Source organism: Alphaproteobacteria bacterium US3C007 (assembly GCA_034423775.1).
GTDB classification, from domain to species: Bacteria; Pseudomonadota; Alphaproteobacteria; order Rhodobacterales; family Rhodobacteraceae; genus Thalassovivens; species Thalassovivens spotae.
Genome location: CP139918.1, coordinates 86,378 through 110,634 on the forward strand (window position 1 = coordinate 86,378; position 24,257 = coordinate 110,634).

25 protein-coding genes are annotated in these 24,257 nt (G+C 53.3%); 7 read left to right on the plus strand and 18 right to left on the minus strand.

Annotated elements, in window-relative coordinates:
• Positions 1 to 92 precede the first annotated feature (92 nt).
• Entirely contained in the window at positions 93 to 800 is a 708-nt protein-coding gene (locus UM181_00420; GenBank protein ID WQC63111.1) for a glutathione S-transferase N-terminal domain-containing protein, read from the plus strand.
• Between the two features lie 43 nt (positions 801 to 843).
• Here UM181_00420 and UM181_00425 read toward each other — a convergent pair whose 3' ends face one another.
• The 5 genes from UM181_00425 to xseA all read right to left on the minus strand — a co-directional run bounded on the left by UM181_00425 (position 844) and on the right by xseA (position 7,745).
• Complete coding sequence (locus tag UM181_00425; GenBank protein WQC63112.1) at positions 844 to 1,443, minus strand: inner membrane-spanning protein YciB; 600 nt, start codon at positions 1,441 to 1,443, stop codon at positions 844 to 846.
• 10 nt (positions 1,444 to 1,453) lie between these two features.
• On the minus strand, positions 1,454 to 2,356 hold the full coding sequence (locus UM181_00430) for a DMT family transporter (GenBank protein WQC63113.1): 903 nt from the start codon (positions 2,354 to 2,356) through the stop codon (positions 1,454 to 1,456).
• Between the two features lie 75 nt (positions 2,357 to 2,431).
• The gene (gene ftsY / locus UM181_00435) at positions 2,432 to 3,973 is read right to left on the minus strand and encodes a signal recognition particle-docking protein FtsY (GenBank protein ID WQC63114.1); all 1,542 of its coding nucleotides are present in this window, start codon (positions 3,971 to 3,973) and stop codon (positions 2,432 to 2,434) included.
• A 163-nt stretch (positions 3,974 to 4,136) separates the two neighbouring features.
• On the minus strand, positions 4,137 to 5,822 hold the full coding sequence (locus tag UM181_00440) for an NAD(P)H-dependent oxidoreductase subunit E (protein ID WQC63115.1): 1,686 nt from the start codon (positions 5,820 to 5,822) through the stop codon (positions 4,137 to 4,139).
• 375 nt (positions 5,823 to 6,197) lie between these two features.
• Positions 6,198 to 7,745, minus strand: coding sequence for an exodeoxyribonuclease VII large subunit (gene xseA, locus UM181_00445; protein WQC63116.1), 1,548 nt, complete (start codon positions 7,743 to 7,745; stop codon positions 6,198 to 6,200).
• A gap of 73 nt (positions 7,746 to 7,818) precedes the next feature.
• On the opposite strand from xseA, the gene purD reads away from it, so the two are divergent.
• Positions 7,819 to 9,081 (plus strand): phosphoribosylamine--glycine ligase, encoded by a 1,263-nt coding sequence (gene purD, locus UM181_00450; protein WQC63117.1) that lies wholly within the window; start codon positions 7,819 to 7,821, stop codon positions 9,079 to 9,081.
• A 46-nt stretch (positions 9,082 to 9,127) separates the two neighbouring features.
• Here purD and UM181_00455 read toward each other — a convergent pair whose 3' ends face one another.
• The gene (locus UM181_00455) at positions 9,128 to 9,451 is read right to left on the minus strand and encodes a 2Fe-2S iron-sulfur cluster-binding protein (protein WQC63118.1); all 324 of its coding nucleotides are present in this window, start codon (positions 9,449 to 9,451) and stop codon (positions 9,128 to 9,130) included.
• A 120-nt stretch (positions 9,452 to 9,571) separates the two neighbouring features.
• Here UM181_00455 and UM181_00460 point away from each other — a divergent pair, with 120 nt between their 5' ends.
• Positions 9,572 to 9,949: an OB-fold nucleic acid binding domain-containing protein gene (locus tag UM181_00460; protein WQC63119.1), complete on the plus strand. Its 378-nt coding sequence runs from the start codon at positions 9,572 to 9,574 to the stop codon at positions 9,947 to 9,949.
• A 60-nt stretch (positions 9,950 to 10,009) separates the two neighbouring features.
• Here the strand turns inward: UM181_00460 and UM181_00465 are convergent, their stop codons facing one another.
• From UM181_00465 to rpiA, 6 genes are all read right to left on the minus strand, one after another.
• Positions 10,010 to 11,374, minus strand: a complete 1,365-nt coding sequence (locus tag UM181_00465; GenBank protein WQC64797.1) for a Do family serine endopeptidase — start codon at positions 11,372 to 11,374, stop codon at positions 10,010 to 10,012.
• A gap of 291 nt (positions 11,375 to 11,665) precedes the next feature.
• A complete protein-coding gene (locus UM181_00470; GenBank protein ID WQC63120.1) occupies positions 11,666 to 11,860 on the minus strand; it encodes a DUF2065 domain-containing protein in 195 nt (64 codons plus the stop codon).
• On the minus strand, positions 11,857 to 12,729 hold the full coding sequence (locus UM181_00475) for a protease modulator HflC (GenBank protein ID WQC63121.1): 873 nt from the start codon (positions 12,727 to 12,729) through the stop codon (positions 11,857 to 11,859). Before UM181_00475 ends, UM181_00470 begins: the two co-directional genes overlap by 4 nt.
• Entirely contained in the window at positions 12,729 to 13,862 is a 1,134-nt protein-coding gene (gene hflK, locus UM181_00480; protein WQC63122.1) for an FtsH protease activity modulator HflK, read from the minus strand. Before hflK ends, UM181_00475 begins: the two co-directional genes overlap by 1 nt.
• 76 nt (positions 13,863 to 13,938) lie before the next feature.
• Positions 13,939 to 15,297: a glutathione-disulfide reductase gene (gene gor / locus UM181_00485; GenBank protein ID WQC63123.1), complete on the minus strand. Its 1,359-nt coding sequence runs from the start codon at positions 15,295 to 15,297 to the stop codon at positions 13,939 to 13,941.
• Positions 15,298 to 15,299: 2 nt separating this feature from the next.
• A complete protein-coding gene (rpiA, locus tag UM181_00490; GenBank protein ID WQC63124.1) occupies positions 15,300 to 16,085 on the minus strand; it encodes a ribose-5-phosphate isomerase RpiA in 786 nt (261 codons plus the stop codon).
• Positions 16,086 to 16,350: 265 nt separating this feature from the next.
• Here rpiA and UM181_00495 point away from each other — a divergent pair, with 265 nt between their 5' ends.
• Genes UM181_00495 through UM181_00505 form a run of 3 tightly spaced genes read left to right on the plus strand, consistent with a single transcriptional unit; the run spans position 16,351 to position 19,691 of the window.
• Positions 16,351 to 17,724: an L-serine ammonia-lyase gene (locus tag UM181_00495; GenBank protein ID WQC63125.1), complete on the plus strand. Its 1,374-nt coding sequence runs from the start codon at positions 16,351 to 16,353 to the stop codon at positions 17,722 to 17,724.
• Positions 17,725 to 17,783: 59 nt separating this feature from the next.
• Positions 17,784 to 18,716: a DMT family transporter gene (locus tag UM181_00500; protein ID WQC63126.1), complete on the plus strand. Its 933-nt coding sequence runs from the start codon at positions 17,784 to 17,786 to the stop codon at positions 18,714 to 18,716.
• Between the two features lie 36 nt (positions 18,717 to 18,752).
• Positions 18,753 to 19,691 carry a DMT family transporter gene (locus UM181_00505; GenBank protein ID WQC63127.1) on the plus strand — a complete coding sequence of 313 codons (939 nt, stop codon included), beginning with the start codon at positions 18,753 to 18,755 and terminating at the stop codon, positions 19,689 to 19,691.
• Here UM181_00505 and UM181_00510 read toward each other — a convergent pair.
• From UM181_00510 to nthA, 6 genes are all read right to left on the minus strand, one after another.
• On the minus strand, positions 19,612 to 20,295 hold the full coding sequence (locus UM181_00510) for a thiamine diphosphokinase (GenBank protein ID WQC63128.1): 684 nt from the start codon (positions 20,293 to 20,295) through the stop codon (positions 19,612 to 19,614). The two genes, UM181_00505 and UM181_00510, sit on opposite strands and share 80 nt — an antisense overlap.
• Positions 20,296 to 20,431: 136 nt before the next feature.
• On the minus strand, positions 20,432 to 20,659 hold the full coding sequence (locus UM181_00515) for a DUF2842 domain-containing protein (GenBank protein ID WQC63129.1): 228 nt from the start codon (positions 20,657 to 20,659) through the stop codon (positions 20,432 to 20,434).
• A gap of 34 nt (positions 20,660 to 20,693) precedes the next feature.
• The gene (locus UM181_00520; GenBank protein ID WQC63130.1) at positions 20,694 to 21,986 is read right to left on the minus strand and encodes an adenylosuccinate synthase; all 1,293 of its coding nucleotides are present in this window, start codon (positions 21,984 to 21,986) and stop codon (positions 20,694 to 20,696) included.
• An 83-nt stretch (positions 21,987 to 22,069) separates the two neighbouring features.
• On the minus strand, positions 22,070 to 22,396 hold the full coding sequence (locus UM181_00525) for a nitrile hydratase accessory protein (GenBank protein ID WQC63131.1): 327 nt from the start codon (positions 22,394 to 22,396) through the stop codon (positions 22,070 to 22,072).
• Positions 22,393 to 23,073: a nitrile hydratase subunit beta gene (nthB, locus tag UM181_00530; protein WQC63132.1), complete on the minus strand. Its 681-nt coding sequence runs from the start codon at positions 23,071 to 23,073 to the stop codon at positions 22,393 to 22,395. Before nthB ends, UM181_00525 begins: the two co-directional genes overlap by 4 nt.
• Positions 23,070 to 23,690, minus strand: a complete 621-nt coding sequence (gene nthA / locus UM181_00535; protein ID WQC63133.1) for a nitrile hydratase subunit alpha — start codon at positions 23,688 to 23,690, stop codon at positions 23,070 to 23,072. Before nthA ends, nthB begins: the two co-directional genes overlap by 4 nt.
• A 107-nt stretch (positions 23,691 to 23,797) precedes the next feature.
• Here nthA and secG point away from each other — a divergent pair, with 107 nt between their 5' ends.
• Positions 23,798 to 24,166, plus strand: coding sequence for a preprotein translocase subunit SecG (gene secG, locus UM181_00540; protein ID WQC63134.1), 369 nt, complete (start codon positions 23,798 to 23,800; stop codon positions 24,164 to 24,166).
• Positions 24,167 to 24,257 lie beyond the last annotated feature (91 nt).

A 24,257-nucleotide genomic window follows, 5' to 3' on the forward strand; every position in this document is an offset into this window, starting at 1 on the left:
GCGCGTTGCTTTGAAAATTCGCTTTTCAAAGGCGTTTATGCTTGCGGTGCAGAACAGGCCCTTACTATAAATACGCATGCAAGGAGTGTATCGTGACAAATCCCATTGATCTGTACTATTGGCCCACCCCAAACGGTTGGAAAATCTCGATTGCCTTAGAAGAAATGGGATTGCCGTATAAGGTCCATCTTATTGATATTAACGCAGGGGCACAGTTTGACGCGGCGTTTTTGAAACTCTCACCAAATGGTAGAATGCCCGCGATTGTTGATCCAGACGGGCCGGATAGAGCCCCGATTTCGCTGTTTGAATCGGGTGCAATCCTACAATATTTAGCCAGAAAAACCGGGCTGTTTTACGGCGAGACCGAGCGCCAACGCATCGCGGTAGATCAATGGCTGATGTGGCAAATGGGCGGCGTCGGGCCAATGGCGGGCCAAGCCCATCATTTTTTAAGATATGCCCCAGCCATGGATCCGCCCCAAATTCTGCCCTATGCGCAAAACCGCTATCGGGCCGAAACCAAACGGCTTTACACCCTGCTTGATAAGCAGCTTTCAGTATCCGAATTCGTGGCAGGTGATTTCTTTTCCATCGCGGATATGGCAATTTGGTCTTGGGCTTCGCTCTGGCGGCGCCAAGAGCAAACCCTTGATGACAAGCCAAATTTCAGCCGATGGCTTGAGATTGTAAAGCAGCGCCCCGGCGTTCAAGCTGGGCGGGCTTTAGAGGCCGCGCGCCGCACAACGCAATTGGAAGAAGACCGAGAGGCCCAAAAGCTTTTATTCCGTCAAACCTAGTAGGTTTCAACGTAGAGCTGAAAAGCCCGATGTATCGCCGTGCTTAAAGCTCGTCCATTTGGCCATATTTCTTTAAGATTGGATATTGTAGAATCATGAAAATAAACACGGCCGATGTCAGTCCGAAGGTTTTGAAATAAACCCATGTTTCGCTGGATTGCGTGCGCCAAATAATTTCATTTAGAGCTGCCAAAGCAAAGAAAAACATCGCCAATCTGCGACTGATAAGCTGCCAGCCAATATCCTCCATTGGGATCCGCTCACCCAACAACGCTTTTAAATAGCCCTTTCCCCGCATCTGCCCATAGGTGATCGCCGCGCCAAACAGCACGTAAATCAAAGTCGGCTTCATTTTAAAGAACCGTTCATCATTCAACAGCACGGTTAACGCCCCGAAGAAAATAACCAAGACAAGCGTCAAAACCTGCACTTTGGAAAGATGCCCATTCACCAACCAGCCGATAAAGGTAGAGGCTATCATCAAAGGTACAAAAATTGCGGTGGCTTGAATTAAGCTAGAATATTCAACCCCACCAATCACCATCACTTCGCCCTTGCGCCAAATGAACACGGCAAAGAAAATGATCACCGGCCCAATTTCAAGCAAGGATGACAAAAGAGGTGAATTGTTTTTCTCCGACATAGCGGAACTCCTATCCTGCAACTTCCACGATCACGGCCCCAGCGGCGATTAACAAAATCAACGCAACGCGCCTTGGGCCTACCGCTTCTTTCAGAAAATACCATCCGATCAAAGCCGCAAACACCGTTGACGTTTCCCGCAATATCGCGGCTTCTCCAACTTTGTCCAGACGTGTCGCCAACATAATCGACCCAAAGCTAAAAAACGCCACCCAAGCCCCAATCATGCCGCGCAAAAACAAAGGAAATAGATCTGGTCGATTGCGCATTTTACGCCATCTCAGATAGGCAAAGGGCGGCATCGACAGACCATCTAGAACAAAAAACCATATTAAGAAAACAAAGGGATCTTGCGCCGCGCGAATGCCATACGCATCATAGGTGGTATAAAGCGCAACAAACAGCCCCGTCACCAGCGCAAAGCCCAAAGCGGCGCGCAAGGTCGCTCGATCTTCGATCAGATAAACCGCGTTATAAAGCGCCAAGCCAAATAGCCCCAGCACCAAAACCGCCACCCCCACCCATTGCAGCATCGTGAAGGTTTCACCGAAAATCAAATAAGCCCCCAAAACCGTAAATACCGGCCCGGTGCCGCGCACCACGGGGTAAACCACCGTGTAAGCCCCACGGCTATAGGCTGCCGCCTGCATCAGCTTATAGATCAAATGAATGATCACCATTCCCAAAAATATGGGCCAGAGCCCCGGCTCGGGCCAAGGCAAGACAAAGACGGCAATGGGCATTGCCATCATAAAATAGCAGATATCAATCGCGCCGCGTGACAGCCAAGGATCGTGTTGCCCTTTTTGCAAAGCGCCAAAAACCGCGTGCAAAAATGCCGCTGAAAGGGCCAACACCATCGCAAGCTGGTGGCCTACTTCCGTCCCCTCAACCGTCAGAATCCAAGCGCTCACTGCGAAAACCTCAACGGCTGTAGCCGAGGCAGCGGCGCCCTAACCCCTGATCACCACAGGCGTGCAATCTATCGCTCAAGACAGGTCCGCTCCAGTCAGGGCGCTAGCAAATTCTGCCGGATCAAAAGGCGCTAGATCATCAATCTGTTCCCCAACGCCGATCGCATGAATGGGCAAGCCGAATTTATCCGCCAAGGCCACCAACACACCGCCCTTTGCGGTTCCATCCAACTTGGTCATCACCAAACCAGAAACATCCGATATCGATTTGAAAATTTCCACTTGGCTCAGCGCGTTTTGGCCAGTTGTCGCGTCCAACACCAACAGGGTGTTATGCGGTGCTTCTGGATCTTTTTTGCGGATCACCCGCACAATTTTCGCCAATTCCTCCATCAAATCTGCGCGATTTTGCAACCGTCCGGCCGTATCAATCAGCAGCAAATCAGCGCCATCAGCCTGCGCCTGCGTCATCGCGTCAAAGGCCAAACTGGCCGGATCAGAGCCTTCTGGGGCTGTAAGCACGGGAACACCAGCCCGCTCACCCCAAATTTGCAATTGCTCCACTGCGGCGGCGCGAAACGTATCGCCCGCGGCAATGACCACAGACTTACCCGCCGCCTTGAACTGGCTGGCCAATTTTCCAATCGTGGTGGTTTTGCCCGAGCCATTGACGCCGACCACCAACACCACCTGCGGGGTTTGTGCATAAAGTGGCATAGGCCGCGCGACGGAATCCATAATGCGCGTAATCTCATCCGCCAACATAGATTTCAGCTCAGCTACCGAAAGCCTTTTGCCAAATTGGCCCTCTGCAATATTGCCCGTCACCCGCAAAGCCGTATCCACGCCCATATCCGAGGTGATCAGCAATTCTTCGAGCTGCTCGAGCATCTCATCATCCAGCTTGCGTTTTAGAACGCCCGCCGATTGCACCCGCCCCATTAAGCGTCCAAAAAACCCCGGGGCCGATTGGTTTTGGCCGCTTTGCGCCGCGGCTGTAGGTTTAGAGGCAGAGCCTTCTTCCGGCGCGGTTTCATTTGAAAGGGGCTGCGCAGCTTGGCTGGCAGCAGCTTGGTTAACAACGGTGTCTGTGTCTCTTTCACCCGCAGCAGGCGCCGCGGCGATACGATCTGCATCAACACCCAAATCCGTATCTGTTTTACCCATTATTTGCGCCTGATCCTGCGCCATTTCTTCTGTCATAGGATCGACCGTCGGCGGCATGGCGCGGCCCGCAGAGCCTTGCGCTGATGTTAGGGAAGAAGTGGCCTTCAAACTCTCACCTTGTTGCGCAGGGGCGCTGTCGGTCAAGGGCGCATCAACCGCCTCTATAGGCTTGGCTTGCGGCGCAAAAGAGGGCGCAGATATGTGCTGATCGCTCTGCGCTGCAAAATGGTCATCTAAAGGCTTTTTTCCGCCCAGGCTTGGATCGGCTTCATCGATTGATGCGCTCTGTTGCTCTGTATCAACCAGTACAGAGGCCTCGGCGCTTGTTTGCAGGTTTTCCACAATATTCTGCTCAAGGCTTCCACCCTCGGCCACAATTGAGTCTAAGCCGTCTTCCAGCTTTGAGGATGATCGAAACAAACGATCTTTAAGCTTTTTAAAAAATGCCATGGCTGCCTCCGCGTCTTCTCCTTCACCTAAGCGACATCAGCGCCAGATGGAAGAGGGGACAAAGCAGAGGCAGGCTTACGGCTCTACCTGCCTTCAACGACATTGCCCGCTTATCGCCAGCGTAAAGCCGTAAAAAGCGCCTTAAGGCGCCTGGAAAAGTTAGTTATATCTCGTCAGAGAAATGCTTCATCGTCATTAAGATCGGGTTTGGCGCCGCCTGCCCCAAACCACAAATCGAGGCATCTTGCATCGCGGTGCACAATTCCCCCAGCAATGGTTGATCCCAGCTCTCAGACTGCATCAGCTTCACTGCCTTTTCGCAGCCAACGCGGCAGGGGGTGCATTGGCCGCAGCTCTCATCTTCAAAAAACCGCAGCATATTCAGCGCCGCATCGCGGGCCCGGTCCTGATCTGACAGAACAACAACCGCGGCTGAGCCAATAAAGGATCCATGCGGTTGCAGCGTATCAAAATCCAGCGGAATATCATTCATTGAGGCGGGCAATAGGCCAGAAGACGGCCCCCCCGGCTGGTAGGCCTTGAACGCATGCCCCTGCGCCATCCCGCCGCTTGCCGCGATTATATCGGTAATCGTAGAGCCGGCGGGCAAAAGGTAAACGCCAGGGTTTTGGACCCGCCCTGACACAGAATATGAGCGCAAACCTGTACGACCGTTTTTTTCTACGCTGCTAAGAATCTGCGGACCTTCGCGGGCGATCCGGCACACCCAATGCAGAGTTTCGACATTATGCACCAGCGTCGGACGCCCAAAAATGCCAACCTGCGCCACAAAAGGCGGGCGATGGCGGGGCATGCCACGCTTGCCCTCAATGCTTTCGATCATCGCGCTTTCTTCGCCGCAGATATAAGCTCCAGCGCCGCGCCGTAGGTCAATATAGCCCGCAGGCACAAGACCCGCCGCTTCAAGCGCAGCAATCTCATCGGCTAAAATTTTCAACACAGCCGGATATTCATCGCGCATATAAATAAAGGCCTTTTCCGCCTCAACTGCCCATGCCGCCATCAACATACCCTCAAGAAAGAGATGCGGCATGCGCTCAAGATAATAGCGGTCTTTAAATGTGCCCGGCTCGCCTTCATCACCATTCACAGCCAAATACCGCGGGCCTTCATTGGCCCGAACAAAGCCCCATTTTTTACCCGACGGGAAACCCGCACCACCAAGCCCGCGCAAACCAGAGGCCAGAACCTTATCCTGCAGCGCCTCCCAATCCCCAGATTGGCGAAGCTCTTGCAGCGCGCGATAGCCGCCATTTTGTTGATATTCAGACAGGGTTTCATAATCTGGGATTATTGGGTGCGTGGCCTGCGCCGCAATCGCCCGCTCGACGGCCTCAACTGTGGCGTGATCAATGTGGTTATGGCCAAGCTCTAGCACGGGGGCGGTATCACAACGCCCCATACAGGGCGCGCGCAGCACCCGCACTTGGCTTGGATCTAACCCATCCTGCAAAGCCTTTTGTAAATTCGCAGCCCCCGCCAATTCGCAGCTCAAACTGTCGCAAACTCGAATGGTCAAGGCAGGAGGCGGTGTTTCGCCTTCTTTGACCACGTCAAAATGCGCATAAAAACTGGCCACTTCGTATATTTCAGCCATCGACAGGCGCATTTCTTCCGCCAAGGCCCGCAAATGCGCCGCGGATAAATGCCCATACTCATCTTGGATAAGATGTAAAAACTCGATCAGTAAATCCCGCTCGCGAGGTTGCGGGCCCAGCAACACTTGCACCTCTTGCAGCGCTTGATCTTCATATTGGCGGCCCTTCGGCGTATGACGCCCCTTGCCTTTGCCCGATTTCCAAACGCCTTTACGTTCATCCAATGCCATGCGATCTGCTCCTGAGCTTCTCGCGCCACCCTAGCTGTGCTTGGCCGGTTTTATGAAGCCCAAAAACGACATAGCGCTGTGCAGATACGTTCTAAGCTTAACAATATCCGAAAAAAAGGCGCGGATCGGAAACATTCTACTCTGTGCAAGCGCGATGAAAACCGCGCTTTGGGCAAATCATGCAGCCATCTCGCGTAGGTCCGTTGGGCAACGCCTATTTATAAAAAAGATTTGCGTCACAGACAATAATCTTGCCGCTCAGCGAAAATTCTTCACTGCAAATCCTGAGCTTCAAAACGCAGGAAACCCGAAGATTGAAGGTTTCACCACACTCTTAGCAAAGCGCCAACAAACGGCAAAACGGCGATTAGGCCTCTAGAATAACGACCCTTGATCGGAAGATTTAGAATGCGCCCGTGCTGGCTTGGCGCGCGGCTCGCCCACAGCAAAACGCCCATCGGCAAATTCAATTTCTAATCCAGAGGCTGCTTTGGCGGCTTGGCGCGAAGTAATCACTGTGTCTTGCGCGCGCACAACCGCATAGCCGCGATGCAACGTCGCCTTATAGCCCAACGTTTCGCGCAAGCGCTCCAACCCGTCCAATTGCTGCTTTGATTTTAACAGCGCTACATCGGTTGCATCCCGTAACCGGCGCGCCAACTGCGCAAGATCTTTGCGCCCTTGCGCGATGTCACGGCGCAGCGCGCGCGGATGTAATTGCTGCGTTTTTTGCGTCAAAATATCTTGCTTGCGTTGCAATCCATGACGCAATGCCGGATCCAAACGATGCTCGCAGGCGTGCAATTTCAAACCCGCCGTTTTCAGACGCTGCCTTAACCCATCAAAATTAAGGCGGCCTGCGGTTTCAGAAAGCGCTAAACGCCGGCTTTGCACCAAGCCGCGCAAGGCGGTGGGTAAACGCTCTGACAGAAAATCCAGCCTTTGCCGGGGGTTTTCCAAAATCGTCTCTAATCGCGGTAGGGCCCGCGCCAAATCAGCCACACGTTGCCGGTTTCGCCCAAAAGATGTGCTTAAAGCTTGGCTCATGCGCGCATCCTGAGCGTTCACCCAAGCCGCCAGCTCGTGGCGCACGGGCACCGCCAGTTCGGCCGCTGCTGTGGGGGTTGGCGCCCGCTTATCTGAAACATAATCAATCAACGTGGTATCGGTTTCATGGCCCACAGCCGAGATAAGCGGAATGTCTGACGCAGCGGCGGCGCGCGCCACGCTTTCTTCATTGAAACCCCAAAGATCTTCTAACGAGCCGCCACCACGCGCCACAATCAGCAAGTCGGGGCGTGGAATTGCTCCGCCTGCCTCAAGCGCGTTAAAGCCAGCTATGGCGCGGCTGACCTCGCCCGCGCAGCGCTCGCCCTGCACAGCCACCGGCCAAATCAGCACTTTGCGGGGAAAGCGGTCGCGCAATCGATGCAAAATATCGCGGATCACCGCTCCGGAAGGCGATGTCACCACGCCAATCACGTCGGGCAAATACGGCAAAGGCTTTTTACGCCCGGCATCAAACAAACCTTCCGCCGCCAACTGAGCTTTGCGCTTTTCCAACATCGCCATCAATGCGCCCATACCGGCCGGTTTAAGATCCTCTATAATCAATTGATATTTTGACTGGCCAGCAAAGGTGGTCACCCGCCCGGTTGCAACCACTTCGAGCCCTTCTTCGGGGCGCATTGGCAAGCGCGCGGCAACGCCCTTCCAGACCACCGCCGAAATCACAGATTTTTCATCTTTCAGATCTAGGTAGACATGGCCCGATCTCGGATAGGACACGCGTCCAATCTCGCCCTTCAAGCGGATATGCGAAAACTCACCTTCGATCAGACGTTTGATTGCACCAGAAATTTCCGAAACAGTAAATTCTGGCTGGTTAAAACCAGCGACCGGATCATCGATTAAATCTGACATAAACGCCTCACTTGTGTCTTGCTGAAGGCCAGCTTAAAACGCCGTTAAGCAAAGGCCAAGAGGAGCAGGCGCAATGAATATCTTAATATTGGGCAGCGGTGGGCGCGAACATGCTTTGGCCTGGGCCGTACAGCAGAACCCAAAATGTGATCGGCTCTGGATGGCGCCCGGAAACCCCGGCATGGCGGCGTTGGGGGAGTGCGTTGCCATAGATATTGAGGATGCGGCTGCAATCCTGACATTCGTACAGCAGCAGGAAATTGATTTTGTGATTATCGGCCCAGAGGCTCCGCTGGCGCTGGGTGTTTCGGATGCGTTGCGAGCGGCTGATATTTTAACCTTTGGCCCTAGCAAAGCCGCCGCGGCGCTGGAAGCCAGCAAAAACTTCACCAAACAAATTTGTGATGCCGCCAAAGCGCCAACCGCAGCCTATGGGCATTTTAGCGATGCGCAAAGCGCGAAAACCTATATCGCCGCGCAAGGGGCACCAATCGTGGTAAAGGCCGATGGCTTGGCCGCAGGCAAGGGCGTGATTATCGCCGAAGATATCCAAACTGCCTGTTCTGCCGTGGATGACATGTTCACGGGTGAATTTGGCAGCGCAGGCGCAGAAGTCGTGATTGAAGAGTTCATGGAAGGTGAAGAAGCCTCTTTCTTTGTGCTCTGCGATGGCGAGAATGTGTTGCCGATGGGCAGCGCCCAAGATCACAAGCGCGTGGGCGATGGTGATAGCGGCCCCAATACCGGCGGCATGGGGGCCTACTCGCCAGCGCCGGTGCTGACACAGGAGATTGCTGAGAAAGCATTGCATGAGATTATCCGCCCCACGATGGCCGAAATGCGCCGGCGCGGTATCCCTTATCAAGGCGTGCTTTATGCAGGACTAATGATCAAAGAAGGGCAACCCCGCCTTGTGGAATATAACGTCCGCTTTGGCGATCCTGAGTGCCAAGTGCTGATGATGCGTCTTGGCGCGCAAGCGCTTGATCTGATGCTGGCAACGGCGCAGGGGCAACTGAACACCGCCAAAATAAATTGGGCAGATGATCACGCGCTCACCGTCGTTTTGGCAACCCAAGGCTATCCGGGCGCCTATCAAAAGGGCAGCGAGATAAAAGGCTTAGACGATCTGGCCTTTGATTCCCAACAGATGGTGTTTCATGCTGGCACGAAACAAGAGGGCACGACGCTGCGCGCAAATGGTGGGCGGGTTTTAAACGTCACTGCGCGCGCGGAAACGCTGAGCGCGGCGCAAAGCCGCGCCTATGAGCTGCTGGAAAAGATTGATTGGCCAGACGGCTTCCACCGCACCGATATCGGATGGCGGGCCCTGTAAGCGCCCGATCCGGTTTTTTCAGGATGCTCAGAACTTGAAGATTGGCTTAAATTTGCTTTTCGGGCATCTGCACAACCAATCCGTCAAGCGCATCAGTCACTTTTAACTGGCAGGTCAGGCGCGAACGTTCGGGATCAGGCTCATAGGCGAAATCGAGCATATCCTCTTCCATCGCCTCACGCGTTGGCAGCTTTTCAACCCATGCTGGATCAATGTAAACATGGCAGGTTGAACAGGCGCAGGCGCCGCCGCAATCCGCTTCAATTCCAGCAATATTATTATCCCGAGCGCCTTCCATCACGGTGAGCCCATTGGCCACCTCTACGCTATGTTCTGTGCCATTATGTTCAATATATGTTATCTTTGCCATTTGCAGCCTGCCTTAAACACTTCGCTTTGTTGAATCATGCTGATACGCATAGTAGCGCCATTTTGCGAGAGCGAAAATTTACAACTTGTCATAAAAGTTAAATGTTCTATTTTTGTTCTCATGCAAAACCCTCATTTTCCCAGATATCCAAAGCCTCCCTCGGCCTGCCCGGCGGATCACCTGCCCTATGCTGCCACCGCTGATCGCATATGCGTGGCCGGATTGGTCATTTTAAGGCAACGGCCCGGCACTGCGAAAGGGGTAATTTTTATCACCTTAGAAGATGAAACAGGCACGATTAACATCGTGGTTTGGCGTAAAGTATATGAACAATTTCGGCGGGCTATTCTGTCGGCGCGGCTGATGCGGGTCACGGGGCATTTGCAGCGCGAAGCGGGTGTAACGCATGTGATTGCCCGAGAGATTGAAGATATCTCACCTTTGCTGGATCACTTGCTTACGCAGGATAAAGCACAAGGCGAGACGCATTCGGCTTAACCGCCCTCATTAAGGCACGGGACAGAATATAATCTGCCCCGTGTATCTTTTTTCTCTTTTTTATTCGACGCTTAGCACAACAAAACGCGGTTGACCTTCCCGCCGCACCAACACGAGAACCGATTGCCGACCCGCCTCACGCGTTGCAACAATTTGCGCTTCAAGTTCGGCAACATCGCTGATCGTTTGCTGGCCCGCATCGGTGATGATATCGCCTGCGCGGATCCCTTTTTCATAGGCATCCGAACTTTCATCGACATTGGTGATTAACAACCCTTCAACGCTGCCATCCAAAGCATTTTCTTCGCGCAACTCATCCGTGATGTTTGACAGCGTTAAACCAAGCAGCTCGGCTTTTGGCACCTCTATCGTTTCCTCTGGCACTGGCGCGGTTGCCAAAATTGCCTCTTCACCCGGCCGTTGCCCCAAAATCACGTCCAGCGTTTTACGCTGCCCGTCGCGCAATACGATCGTCTTTACAACTTTGCCCACGGGCGATTTGCCAACCAATTTGACCAGGGATCCAGAATCGGTAACCGCCTGCCCGTCAAACATCACGATCACATCGGTCACTTGCAGGCCTGCCGCTTTCGCCGGGCCATCAAAAACATCCAACACGATGGCACCAGATGGTTCATCCATCGCAAGCGCATCCGCCATTTCATCGGTGACATTGCCAATATTCACGCCCAACCAGCCCCGACGCACTTCGCCAAATTCCCGGATTTGATCAACAACGGGCAAAACCACATTGGACGACATGGAAAAGCCAATCCCTATCGATCCGCCATTCGGCGAGAGGATGGCCGTATTCACACCGATCACATCCCCGTTCATATTGAACAAAGGGCCGCCCGAATTGCCGCGGTTAATCGCTGCATCCGTCTGAATATAATCGTCATAATTACCTGATAACTCACGATTTCTAGCCGAAATTATCCCCGCTGATACCGAAAACCCCTGCCCTAAAGGATTGCCGATGGCCATCACCCAATCGCCCACGCGCGCCACATCGCTATTGCCAAAGGCAACGAAAGCAAGCGGACCCTCTGCCTCTACTTTCAAAACCGCGATATCAACGTTTTTATCAACTCCAACCAATGTTGCAGAAAGCTCTGCCCCATCGGAAAACTCAACCATAATCTCATCAGCACCTTCGATCACGTGGTTATTGGTCACCACATAGCCATCTTCTGAAATCACAAAGCCTGACCCAAGCGCCGAGCCTCTGCGCGGTCCAGGCCGCGAGGGGCCACGCTCATTAAAATCGCGAAAAAGATCCTCAAATGGGCTGCCCTCGGGCACCACGCCGCGTGGCATTACATTTTCCGACATTTTTGTCGTTGTCGTAATATTGACCACAGCGGGGCTAATCTCTTCAACCAGATCAGCAAAGCTTTCCGGAGCGCTGCGCGCCGCCGCCATTAGGCTTTGTAAAAGAACCAAAATTGTCACCAGAAAGGCCAGTTTCACGGCTTTAAAGCTTATCTGCCCCGGGGCTTTTGCGGTTATAACGGGCACATATGCGCTGCCTCGCTTAATATTCATAAATGCAACTCCTTGTCATTTGCTCAATGTGGTTTGCTCGACCGCGGATCTTTTGGAGATTGTCAAAATATCCGGCCTCCGCCTTTAAATAAGCCCGCCCCCCCCAACAGACAAGGGCCACAGCCAATCTTCAGCTAAATGTGAACAAACGTGTGCTGATGCGGTGCGCTAGGCGATTATCCGCGCAGCCCATAAAATAATAGCGCCCAGCAAAGCGATGACGGCCCCAATGAACCGGCGCTGCGAAAGCGGCAAGGCTTGCAAATATTGCAACATCGCTTCAACCAAAGAAGGGGCCAGCACATAGACCAGCCCCTCGAAAACTAAAATCAATCCAATCGCCCATAGGCAGATTTCGATCATTTAGCGATTACATCCGATTTCAAATAGTTGAAAAACTCGGAATCCGGCGACATAACCATCGTCGAATTCTGACCCTTCAACGCGGTTCGATAAGCCGCCAAAGATCTGTAAAATTCGAAGAATTCCGGATCTGCCCCGAACGCGCTGGCAAAGATTGCGTTTCGTTCTGCATCCGCCAAACCGCGGATGATTTCAGATTCGCGCTTCGCCTCAGATACGATCTCAACTTGCGTTCTGTCCGCCAAGGCCCGTACCCGCTGCGCCGCTTCGTTCCCGCGAGCGATTTCATCTGCGGCTTCACGTTCGCGCTCGGCGCGCATTCTGGCAAAGGTCGCATCTAAGTTGGCGCGCGGTAGATCGGTTCTCTTCAATCTTACATCAACCACTTCGATGCCCAGCGGCAGCGCTTTTTCAATCGCCGCGTTGCGGATCCGCGACATCAGAACAGCCCGATCCGAACTGAGAATATCGTTCGAGCTAACCGAGCCCAGAACTTCACGCATTTCACTTTTCAAAATGCTGTCCAAACGGCTTTCTGCAACTTGCACACCGCCGGTGCCAACGGCTTCACGAAACTGGTTCACATCCGTGATCCGATACCGCGTAAACGCATCCACCACCAAACGGCGATCATCCAAAGGCGTCACTTCCAGCGGGTCAACATCGCGGCTTAAAATCCGATCATCATAGAAGACAACTTCTTGAATAAAGGGAATTTTAAACGCCAAACCAGGATCTTCTTTCACCGCAACCACGCGGCCAAATTGCAAAACCAGTGCTTTATTCCGCTCATCAACGATGAACACGGTTGACATGAACAGCGCGATCAAAACGACAGCGACTGGAACAATAAAACTTAACTTACGCATTAGTTTTTCTCCTGACGCAATTGGTTCAATGGCAGATAGGGCACCACGCCCTGACCGCCCGTTTGATCATCGATGATCACCTTCTCAAGCCCACCTAATACCTCTTCCATGGTTTCCAGATACAGCCGTTTGCGGGTTACCTCGGGGGCTTTGCTATATTCTTCCAAAACCGCACTAAAGCGGCTGGCTTCACCCGTCGCCTCATTCACCACGCGCGCACGGTACCCTTCGGCTTCTTCAAAGACCTGCGCAGATTCACCACGGGCTTGCGCCAAGACGCGGTTCGCATAAGCATCCGCTTGCTTTTCCAGACGGTCGCGCTCTTGCTCGGCGGCTTGCACCGCGCGGAACGCATCAATCACCTGTTCGGGCGGGTCTGCCCGATCAAAGTTCACCCGCACCAAGCTGACGCCGCTACCGTAACTGTCGAGCGTTTCTTGAATGAGGGTTTCAAGATTTGCAGCGATCAAACCCCGGTCACGATTCAGGATCGGGGCCAATTCAGATTGGGCAATAATTTCGCGCATCGCAGATTCAGACACGGCGCGAATCGTCATTTGTGGATCGCGCAAGTTAAACAAATATTTTGCGGGATCGCTAATATTCCAGACCACCTCAAAATCAATATCCACGATATTCTCATCGCGCGTCAGCATCAAACCCGCGTCACTGCCGCGGCCACCCACGCCAATGCTTTCATTTTGTTCTCGGGTTACCGGCAACACTTCACGGGTGACTAGTGGCCAAGGGGCAAAGTTCAAACCCGGATTGCCAATAGAGGAAAACTTGCCAAGGAATAACTCAACCGACTTTTCTTCCGGCTTCACAGTGTAAAAACTGGAAAAACTCCAAAACGCCACCAATAAAGCCGCGATCAATAAATAGCCGCTGCGGCCCATGCCGGGGCCGGATTGCTGCGAAGATCCGTTGGATCCTCCGCCCGAACCGCCGCCCAATAAAACCTTTAGCTGCTCTTGGCCTTTGCGCAGCATATCATCCAATTCCGGCGGCATTTGCGGGCCATCATTGCGCGGACGACGATCGTCGCCGCCGTTGCCATTGGGACGGTTGCGATCATCATTTTCACCGCCGCCGCCGCCGCGGCCCCATGGGCCACCTGAGTTTCCAGTCATTAAATTCGTTCCCTTATTTGACCTTGCATATTTGTGAATTTCCCCATCTCTTTACATGGGCGTATTTTTTTCAATTTCAACCGCTGCGTGATGGATGGCGCATCGTAACCAGTTCTTCGGCCAATGTCGGATGAACCGCCACGGTTTGATCAAAATCAGCTTTCGTCGCCCCCATTTTGATCGCAATCGCTACCATTTGAATCATTTCACCGGCCCCGGGGGCGATGATATGACAGCCTAAAACCTTTTGGGAAGCTTGATCGACAACCAATTTCATAAAGGTTTTTTCGTCTTGTTGCGCAAAGCCTTGGCGCATCGGCTTGAACTGCGTGGTGTAAATATCAACCGGGCCTTTGGCACGGGCCTCTGCCTCGCTCTGCCCGATCGTGCCCAATTCTGGCTGGGTGAACACGGCTGTAGCGATCAAATCATGATCAACCGCCACCGGCTGGCCTTGGAACACAGTGGACGTGAACGCCATAGCTTCGCGGATTGCCACAGGCGTAAGGTTCACCCGATCGGTCACATCGCCAATCGCATAGATCGAGGGCACTGAGCTTTGCGAATAGGCATCTACCTCGATCGCGCCATTCGGCTTTTGCCTTACCCCCAGCGTTTCCAAGCCCAAAGCCTCACTATTGGCGCGCCGACCAGTTGCAAACATCACTTGGTCAAACGTGGCTGTTTCGCCATTGCTATCGGCAACCAAAAGGCCCTGCTCAGTTTTTTCGATCGATGCAACATTCCTGTTGAGGCGCAGATTAACTCCGCGCAGCAATATTTGCGCGGCCAAATGGTTGCGGACCTCGTCATCAAAGCCGCGTAAAATTTGGTCTCCGCGGTAAAACTGCGTGGTTGCAACGCCAAGCCCATTCATAATCCCTGCAAACTCGCAGGCGATATATCCACCGCCCACGATCAAAATGCTTTTGGGTAGGCTCTTTAATAAAAACATTTCATTTGAACTGATCGCATGCTCGATCCCGGGGATATCCGGCAAAACAGGGTTTCCGCCAGTGGCCACCAATATATGCTCTGCCGTTACGCGCGTGCCATCTGCCAGTTCAACGCAATGCGGATCAACGATCCGGGCACGGGCGTCAAAACTTGTAACGCCGGACTCGCTGAGTAAGCGCCGGTACACCCCCTCTAGCCGATCAAGCTCGGCATGCAAATTGCCGCGCAATTGCGGCCATTCAAACCGGGCGTTATCGATCTGCCAACCATATGCTTTTGCTTGGCTGGGTATCTGGCTATACTCGCTGGCATAAACCATCAGCTTTTTCGGCACGCAGCCCCGAATTACGCAGGTGCCGCCATAACGATCTTCCTCGGCAAGGCCGACTTTCAACCCCAACTCACCAGCCGCAACGCGCGCCGCGCGCACGCCGCCCGATCCACCGCCAATAACAAACAAATTGAAATCAAACCGCATCTTCACCGCCCCATTTCGGCCAAGCGCGCGGCTTGATTTAGATCGATCTGGCCAGCCTCTTCGGTGCCTGTAGCAACATCAGTATATGATACCCGCCCATCCGAATGGCCGATCACCAATGCGCTGCAGATATCAATGAATAATCCATTTTCAACCACCCCCGGCACTTGGTTCAACGCCTGCGCTAAGGCTGCGGGATTAGAAATAGTCTGAAGTTCAATATCCAGAATATGGTTGCCCTCATCAGTAACAAAAAGGCCCGCTTGGCCCGGCCTGAATTTGCTAACAGGATTTGCGAACCCCAAATCTTTCAGGACCTCTTTGATCAAAGTTTCGCTTGCGCTTTTGCCAAAGCCGATCACTTCCACGGGCAATGCAAACTTACCCAGCTGCGCCACTTGCTTTTCAGAATCAGCGATCACCACCATTCGATCGCTGGCTTTGGCAACAATTTTTTCTTGCAACAGCGCGCCGCCACCGCCCTTTATCAAAGAGAACTGCGCATCAACCTCATCGGCCCCATCAATCGTTAAATCAAGCCAACCGGCTGCATCGAGCGTGGTTAATGGAATTCCAAGCGCACCGGCCAGTGCCGCGGTTTGCGTGGATGTTGGCACGGCTTGAAAGCGCAAACCTTCCTCGTGTTGACGCGCGGCCAGGGCGCGGACCAACCACGCCGCGGTGCTGCCGGTGCCCAAGCCAACCTTCATACCCGTTTCAACCAATTCAGACGCCCGCTTTGCAGCAGCGAATTTCGCCGCATCTGCAGCAGCCAGCGGTTGGTTCATAACGCGATCTCCCTTTTAAACCTGCGCCACCCATAAAGCACTCTTGCTCGATGTGCGAGGGGGCTTTTGCGATAATCCAATCGGCTTTGGGCTGCTTTTTATCCTATCAGCGGCGAATTTCTTATCGAAAGGTCGTTTTTCTGTCTAAATCCAAACAGATGCACAGTTAGAGAGGCGCATTGGCCCCAAACTTTGAAACGCGATACTGTTTTGATATAGAAACATCATCCGTTTACAGGACCTCAGTTTAAAAGGATGAATGATCATGTTTCTCTCTGTTTTTGATCTGTTCAAAGTTGGGATTGGCCCGTCTTCATCACATACGATGGGCCCGATGCGTGCCGCTGAGCGGTTTTTGGCCATGATGCGTCAATCGCCCTTTGAATTTGGCGGGATCAAACTGCGCCTTCATGGATCCTTGGCCTTTACTGGCATTGGACATGCCACAGATCGGGCCTCTATTCTTGGATTGGCGGGTTTCACCCCGGCCACTTATAAAGCCGAGGAAGCCGAAAGCGTTTTGGCACGAATTGCCTCTACCGGGGAAATTACACCGCCAGATTTACCTAGCCTCAAGTTTAACAAGAAAGAAGATTTGGTGTTTGATTACGGACCAAATCTGCCCGGGCATGCCAATGGAATGGTTGTGATGGCCACTGATGCGCAGGGGGATGTCGTTTTGCAAGAAACCTATTATTCGATCGGCGGCGGGTTTGTATTGACCGCAGCGGAACTGGCGCAAGGCAAAGATGTGGATACCGGCCCCGCGGTGCCCTATCCGTTTCACTCTGCCAAAGAAATGTTGGAGATGTCGCGCACATCGGGGCGCAGCATCGCAGAAATGAAGCGGGCCAATGAATTAACCCGCATTACACCAACGCAGCTCAAAGCCAACGTCGCACAGATTTGGGGCGTGATGTCAGATTGCATTGATCGCGGCCTTGCAAGTGAGGGGATTTTGCCTGGCGGCTTAAAAGTGCGCCGCCGTGCCAAAGGTGTGGTGGATCAGCTGCGGGCAGAGCGCGGGTTAAACCTTGCGCCTCCGCATACGATCAACGATTGGATGAGCGTATACGCGATGGCCGTTAACGAAGAAAACGCAGCCGGAGGGCAAGTGGTCACGGCCCCGACCAATGGGGCGGCCGGCGTTGTGCCCGCGGTGATCCGCTATTATCTGGATCATGTGCCGGGTGCGCATAGCGCTAAAATTGAAGTTTTTCTGCTGACGGCGGCCGCGATTGGCGGGTTGGTCAAATATAATGCCTCAATCAGCGGCGCCGAAGCCGGATGTCAGGCAGAAGTGGGAAGCGCCAGCGCAATGGCCGCGGCTGGTCTTTGCGCCGCGCTTGGAGGAAGCTCAGAGCAAATCGAGAATGCCGCTGAAATTGCCTTAGAGCATCATCTGGGAATGACCTGCGATCCGGTTGCAGGTCTGGTGCAAGTGCCCTGTATCGAACGCAATGGCCTCGGTGCGATTAAAGCCGTCTCCGCCGCCAGTTTGGCGTTGCGCGGCGATGGTCAACATCTGATTCCGTTAGATGCCTGTATTGAAACGATGCGGCAAACCGGCGAGGATATGAATGCCAAATATAAAGAAACCTCGCTGGGCGGCTTGGCGGTAAATGTTCCCAATTGTTAAAACCCTGCGGATCACCCATGCCTTTTAAAGGTAAATCTGCAGCAGCCTAAGGAAGACCAATGTCTGTATCGACGAACGCCCCTACGGCACTAAGCACCGATCGGGTTGTTCTGGGCATCGCCATGATGCTTGGATTTTGCGCCTGCGCGCCTCTGTTGGATGTGGCCGCAAAACTGGCGGCAGATAAAATTCCAGTGGCACAGATTACCACTGCGCGCTTTGCGGTACAGAGCGTTATTATGTTTCCGGTGGCGTTGCTTTTAGGCTTTTCTTTTCGAGTGCCGCGGGCTTTGATGGTGCCGTTGATTGCCCGTGCGGTATTTTTAATTGCCTCAACCTATTGTTTCGTTGCGGCGATTGCGGTGATGCCGATCGCCGATGCATTAGCGATCGTTTTTGTCGAGCCGTTTATTCTTTTACTCTTGGGGCGGTTTTTCTTTTCCGAACCCGTTGGTTCGCGCAGATTAACCGCTAGCCTTGTGGGGTTTTGCGGAGTGATTTTGGTAATACAGCCCAGTTTTTCTGCCTTTGGAGCCGTGGCTTTCTTTCCTTTGGCAACCGCTCTGACCTTTGCGCTTTACATGTTGGTGACGCGCAGCTTATCGCAAAACCTTCACCCAATTCCCTTACAATTTCACACCGCCTTGACGGGAACGATCTTATGTTTGCCATTCTTGATCTGGGGATCTGCAACAGAATCACCCCTTTTCGCACCGGTAATGCCAGTCGGAATTTATTGGCTTTGGTTATTCGCTGTGGGCGCCTTTGCCTCTATTTCACACCTGCTGATCAGCTATGCATTGAAGTTTGCACCCTCAACCACTTTGGCGCCCCTGCACTATCTTGAAATCGTGAGCGCCTTGTTCTTTGGGTATTTGATTTTTAACGATATTCCCAACCAGACGGCCATCATCGGTACAAGCATTATTATCGGCTCTGGGCTTTACGTATTTTACCGTGAGCGGAAGCTTGAAAAATTAAAACAACTTTAGATTGCAATTGATCTCGCTTCAACCTATAGTAGAAGTATGGAACAAAATCGCACCCTTTTCGGTATCGGCTTTATGCTGCTTTTCTGTACACTGGCCCCTCTCGGCGACGCCTTAGCCAAAATCCTTGGCCAAACCGTCGCCCTGGGACCGCTCATTTTCATTCGCTTCGCCATACAAGTGATCATCTTGGCGCCAATGGCTTTGGCCATCGGGGGCAGCTGGCATTTTTCTGGAAAGTTTTTAACCCTCTCGGCAATCCGCACAGTGCTACAAATCACAGGGATCGCAATAATGGTGGTGGCCCTTCAGTATTTACCACTTGCCGATGCCGTTGCCATTGTTTTCATCCTGCCATTGCTGGTGATCTTGCTCGGATGGGCCGTGTTGAAAGAAGACGTCAGCAAAGAACGTTTGCTGGCTTGTGTGGTGGGGTTCGTTGGCACGTTGATGGTTATCCAACCGTCATTTCAAGAGGTAGGTTTCTATGCAGTTCTACCGCTTCTGGTGGCGTTTATTTTCGCAATTTTCATGTTGATAACGCGTTTCATCACCCAAGAAAATGATGTGATTAAAGTTCAAACCGTGAACGGTGTTATGGCGGTGGTTCTGATCGCCCCTGCGCTGCTGATCTTCAAAGACGGCTCTGTGCCCCTGTTTGATTTTTCCACCATCAGCTCGGATAAAATCATTTTGTTGATCAGCTTTGGCTCTGTGGGAACCTTTGCCTTGCTCAGCATGACCTGGTCTCTCAGCTATCTGCCCTCGGCGACTACGGCGCCGCTGCAATATCTGGAAATCCCGATTGTCACCTTATTTGGCTGGCTGCTGTTTTCAGAACTTCCGAACCCACTCGCATCAGCGGGCATTGTGATAACGATGGCCTCTGGCCTATACGTTATGTTCCAAGAGCAGGCCAAGACGGCGCAGCGCCCAGCGCAGCAGCGACCTGCGCAAGATGTAATCGCGGCAGAATAACCAACATTTTGGCATTCTCTGGCTGAAGCCGAAGCGCACCACTCACCTTATTTGACGTTCCGATTTGACCATCGGGTTGGAATGTTAGGTCGCGCGTCGGCCAATATAGGCCCTCTGATAAGATTTTGACCGGTGCCATTGGATATAAAGACAGCCGCGTTTCAAATGGTAAATCCAGCGAAAGCCGCGGCGGTGCCAAAAATACGATATCCTCCGACCCCAAAAGAATGCATTTGCGGTGGGGATAGCGCACCAAGACAGTTTGCGCTGCCAAAGCGTGATCAAAGCGTCCGCCTAAAAAGCCGACCCCAAAGATCAACGGGGCGGCAAGGCGCGCCAGCGCTTTTTCAAAATCGGTGCTGTCTTGTTCAGCTATTGGAAAAAACAGGTTGCGCTCCCACATCTGCTGGTTTTCCAAAGCAACAGAATCCATATCTCCAACCACCGCGAGCGGGTCAACGCCAAGGGCGCGCAAATGGTTCACACCCCCATCTGCAGCAAGCGCTTTGGGAGCAAAGTTAAGCGCAAATCGTAGTAAATCCGCATCAAGCGGCGCTGCACCAACCAGCGTGACCGGATGCGGGTAAGAAAACTGCAGCTCCATCTGGATCATCCTTTTTCAGATCATCTTTAAACAACAATCACCAGCGTAAGTTCATGCCCCCAGCAATGCTGCTTAGACTTGCTTCACCAGGGTCACAACATCCGGCAGTGCTGCCAAATCGCCGTTTAAAGCCGCGCTATAGCGCATCATCCTGATCGGGATCAGCTTGTCCGATACCGCGAAATATAAACCGCAATGGAAACGCCCAAACCACCCCAAGCACAACATAGACGAGCAGCTCAACAAAGATTGAGGGGCGCTCAAAGACGCCAACCAGATTAACCGCTGCCACCACGTAGAGCGGCAATCCAATCACCAACACAAACAATGACCAGCGCCGCCGGGCTTTATAACTTAACGCCAAAGCCTATCTCCCTGTTAGCCGAACCTAAACCGTTTTAATCCGCGAAAGGATCTGTCACCAAAATGGTGTCATCCCGTTCGGGTGAAGTTGAAACTAGCGCAACAGGACAGGCTATCAACTCTTCCACGCGGCGCACGTATTTAATTGTATTGGCGGGCAAATCTGCCCAGCTGCGCGCGCCTTCGGTGCTTTCGCTCCAACCCGCCATTTCCTCATAGATTGGAACGCAGCGGGCCTGTTCATCCGCGGCTGTCGGCAAATAATCCAATTGGGTGCCGTCAAGCGTATAGCCTGTGCAGATTTTCAACGTCTCAAACCCGTCCAAAACATCCAACTTTGTAAAGGCGATGCCGCTCACGCCAGATGTGGCGCAAGTTTGACGCACGAGAGCCGCGTCAAACCAGCCACAGCGGCGCTTACGCCCTGTAACAACGCCAAATTCATGGCCCCGCTCTCCCAACCGCTGCCCATCCGCATCGTCAAGCTCGGTGGGAAATGGCCCTTCGCCCACGCGGGTTGTATAGGCTTTGACGATGCCCAGAACAAAATCAATGGATCCCGGCCCAACGCCAGATCCTGTCGCCGCTTGACCCGCGATGACATTTGATGAGGTTACAAAGGGGTAGGTTCCAAAATCAATATCGAGCAAACTGCCCTGCGCGCCTTCAAACAGAATACGATTCCCTGCTTTGCGCTTTTCTGCCAAAACCTTCCAAACGGGCGCAGCGAATTTCAGCACGCTTGGCGCAATCTCATGCAGCGCGGCCAATAAGGCTGTGCGGTCAACTGCGGGCAGCCCCATACCACGGCGCAATGTATCGTGATGCTGCAACATGCGATCGACGCGGGTTTCAAGCGTGGCCGGATCGGCCAGATCCGCAACGCGTATCGCGCGCCGTCCAACTTTATCCTCATAGGCGGGGCCTATACCTCGGCCCGTTGTCCCAATTTTAGCCACGTTGTTTTGTGCTTCGCGGGCCCGGTCCAATTCTCCGTGAACGGGCAGAATCAAAGGGGTATTTTCCGCCACCATCAAGTTTTCAGGGTTGATCTCGACCCCTTGGCCCGACAATTTGGCAATTTCCTCGCGCAAATGCCAGGGATCCAACACCACGCCATTGCCGATCACCGATAATTTTCCGCCTCGAACGATGCCGGAGGGCAAAAGCGAAAGCTTATACACTTGGCCTTCAATCACCAGCGTATGCCCGGCATTATGACCGCCTTGGAACCGAACGATCACATCGGCGCGTTCGCTCAGCCAATCGACTATTTTGCCTTTTCCTTCATCGCCCCACTGAGCGCCGACCACAACGACGTTTGCCATAAAGGACCTTTCAAAATAAGTTAAAACCCGCGCCGGTATAACGAGGCTTTGCCCAAGAGTGAACCTCGAATTTTGTTAAGAGATTATTTTCGATCGGGCAAGCGCACCGGCGCCCCATGCGGAGTTGCCAAATAGGCGTTTTGCCATGCGTTTTTCACGCTCGCAAGCTGGTCTATGCTGGCCATATCCAACCGCTGCAAAACGGCTTCGAGGGTTTCCAACCAAACCAAAAAATAATCTTCGCCGCCGTTTAACTGCTTTTCCAAACCGCGTCGCGCCAGTCCTGTCCCGAACCAACCCGTCCACTCGCTCCAAGAGAAATGCCCCTGTTCATTCAAACAAACGGTCACGGCAAAAAGGTCCGCTTGCCATGGTTGATCAAAGACGGGTGCGCTTAAATCAGCCCTCATAGCGGTTCCAAATAACTGTGCCACAAATCCAGCATCACCTGATCCTGATCACTCTCAGCATCTTCCCACAGATCATTCGCAGCAAAGCTAAGCGTATATAGTGGCTCCGGCGCTTCACCCGCGCGATGGGCGTTGCTATCGGGAAAAACATGGTTGCCATGAAGCGTGATGATGGTGCCCACCTGCCCCATAACATAGGCGGGAAGACGCGAATGCCCACCCGCAACAGCAAGGTTGCCACTTCTGCGCACGCGCAGCTTTTGCCCAAGCTCAAAGGCAATACCGTTTCCGGCCTCTTCGCGCAATGTAGGGCCGCCGCTGGACAAGACAGCCGCCACTTTCGCAGCCGGCAAACGCCGCTGTTGCAGCTCTGGCGCGGCCGGTTGCGCGGATAGAGAACTCAGCTCTTCCGGGGTGACAATCAATTTTGCCACCAGCAAATCTGTCAAGCCTGCGAGCCATTTTTCATAATAGGAAAACCGCATGTAATCGCGCGGCTCTAAGCATTCGCGGGCGTGGCGTGATTCATCCAGCGACCATCGTCCAAGGCTTCCCGCGGCGAGCGTCAGCGCCAACGCATGGGCCTGCCACTTTTCTTTAAAGACCGGCTCGGGATCCGCGTCTCTGCGAACGGGGCCATCACCAAACCGCCCGCCCATATCGTGCACGCGGCTCATGCCGGGCTCGGAACGATGGCAGTGCCAATCATCGCATCACGCGTGACCAATGCGGCCAAGGCCTCTGCGCTCCACCCTTGCGTACCCGCGGGCTGCTGCGGGATAACCAAATACCGAATTTCAGCGGTTGAATCCCAAGTTTTCAAGGCGACATCCCGCGCCAATTCAAGCCCGAACTCTGCCAAAACTTTACGCGGCTCGCGCACCGCGCGCGCGCGATATGCATCCGATTTATACCAGCCTGGCGGTATGCCCAAAAGGGGCCACGGGTAACAACTGCATAAGGTACATACGACAAGATTATGCTGCCTATCGGTATTTTCCAAGGCCACAATATGCTCGCCTTGGCGGCCATAAAACCCCATTTCGGAAACAGCGGCTGTTGCATCTGTGAAAAGCGCCGTGCGAAACTTCGGCTCTCGCCACGCGCGCGCCACAACGGCCGCCCCGTTTTGAGGGCCAATTTTATGCTCATAAGTCTCGATAATCGCGTCCAACGCAGCCGGATCCACCAGTCCTTTTTCGACCAAAAGGCTTTCTAGCGCTTTCACCCGCAGGGCGGGATCTGAAGGCAGCAAACTATGCGGATGCGCGTCATCTGAGTGATCATGGGGCATTAAAACACTCTGACAAGACGTTTGTCGCAGGTCAAGCGGCTATTGCCCCTTGCCCCGAGGCTAAAACTTACCTATCTAGCCGGAAGTTCTACAAAATTGGGTTTGACATGGAAAACGTCGTTCTGACCATTCATTTGCTTCTGGCTTTAGCACTGATCGCTTTGGTGCTGCTGCAACGCTCTGAGGGCGGCGGCCTTGGTCTTGGCGGCGGTGGCGGTGGTGATGGCGTGATGTCTGGGCGGGCAGCCGCATCGGCCTTAACCAAGCTCACATGGATCTTCGCGGTGGCGTTTATCATCACATCGTTAACTTTAACGGCGATCGCAGCGCGCAAATCAGCCGGATCTTCGGTTATTGACCGGCTTGGCGGCGCAAGCGCCGTGCAAAGCGAGCAACAAGGCGACGCGCTGGATACCGATGCGCTTTTGCCCCCGACGGCCCCAGCCGAAGCGCCTTTGGTTCCAAGCGCCGACTGAGCAGCCAATCCTTGAAGGTGATAATATCACCACAACATTATCTTGTGGTGATATTGCCTAACGGCAGCGAATCCTTTATTGCTTAACTCCC